This window comes from Rheinheimera sp. KL1, assembly GCF_001275035.1.
Classification (GTDB): domain Bacteria; phylum Pseudomonadota; class Gammaproteobacteria; order Enterobacterales; family Alteromonadaceae; genus Pararheinheimera; species Pararheinheimera tangshanensis.
On record NZ_LAMX01000045.1, the window covers coordinates 1 to 1,315 of the forward strand.

Consider the following 1,315-nt stretch of genomic DNA (forward strand, 5'->3'; position numbering starts at 1 on the left):
CTGACGGATCCCCACAAACCCTATAATCATATCAATAACTTACAGATTTAATACTTTTCCAATCCCACTTTTCAGCCCAAGTCATGATTTGCCTGATGGCGGCTTGGATATCCTGCGCTGAGATAGTCAGCCGTGCCAGACGACATAACCGCATTCCTAAATAATTGCACGACAACACCCGTCGATGTTTGATGCTGTTGGCTTGCAACGACCTATGTTGGCCACTGATTTCCACCGCCAATCCCAGCATGTAATGAAGCCAATTGGCGAGCGCAGCAAGCAGCAACAGCACTTTGAGACGTTCCTTTTTATAGGTTCGATGCGCGTTGCTGCCAAGACCATATGTCTGGCTTTTCTGGTCGCGGAAGCTCTCTTCAATTTGCATTCTGGCGCTGTAACACTTAGCGATTTTTGACGCATAATCAGTTGTTTGCGCTAAAGAACTCACCAGTAACCACGGCTCTTTGTATGACTTATGTTTATCGCGTTTTCGAAGCTTCCAGTGCGTGCCGACTAACACTGCAGTGGTGACATAACGCTGCTGGTGAGCTTAATTCTACCCAGACATTGCGGCGTCGTTCTGGCTTTTTTGTAAAGCAGGTCCACACTGATAAATGCACGGGAATCAGGTAGTTGCAGCGTCTGATTGCCGCGCACCCGAGTAATATAATGCCAGCCCAACTTACGAATTTGTTTCAGCCACGGCACCTTAAAACCGGCGTCGGTGACGATAACCGGTTGACAATCCGCAGGCAGGCTTGCCTTGAGGCGCAGTAAAAATGCCTGATGCACGCGTGGGCAGTTGTACTCATCAATCGCTTTCACTTCTTGCAGCAAGGTCAAAGAGCGCCCTTCGAGTGCGAGGCTGGCCCGCAAGATAAAGTGACGCTTTTTATTGTCAGCGTTACTCCAATCAACCAGGATAAGTGGCTGTTTAGTTTGAACTAATGCCTTCGTCAGTGCCGTATAAATCAGCGGAATGTCGTCCTGTAAACCTTCGTTACTCAGCAGCCGGTCGGCTCTTTTAATACAGCTTTTTTCAGTAGCGGCACTTTGAATTCCGCGACCAATGGCAGTGACCGTACATTTGCCGTTGGTGACTAAACTTTGCAACGATGCGCAAAGTGACGCCATTCTGGTTTTATGCATGTTTATTGGCGTGACAAATGAGAGAAAATCGGCGAGCATTCGTTGAACATTCATGGCGTGCTACTGGTTAATTTTTTTGGCGAAAGATCAGATCAGGAACTGCCATGAATGTTCCCATCTCGCCTAACTATTTGTTTTACCTACTCCATTTGTGGGGATTCCTCAG

The 1,315-nt window shown here is 47.6% G+C and carries 1 pseudogene; it reads right to left on the bottom strand.

The window, feature by feature from the left end:
• Nucleotides 1-31: 31 nt before the first annotated feature.
• Nucleotides 32-1,203: pseudogene (locus WH43_RS19240) on the bottom strand (IS4 family transposase).
• Between the last annotated feature and the right edge of the window lie 112 nt (nucleotides 1,204-1,315).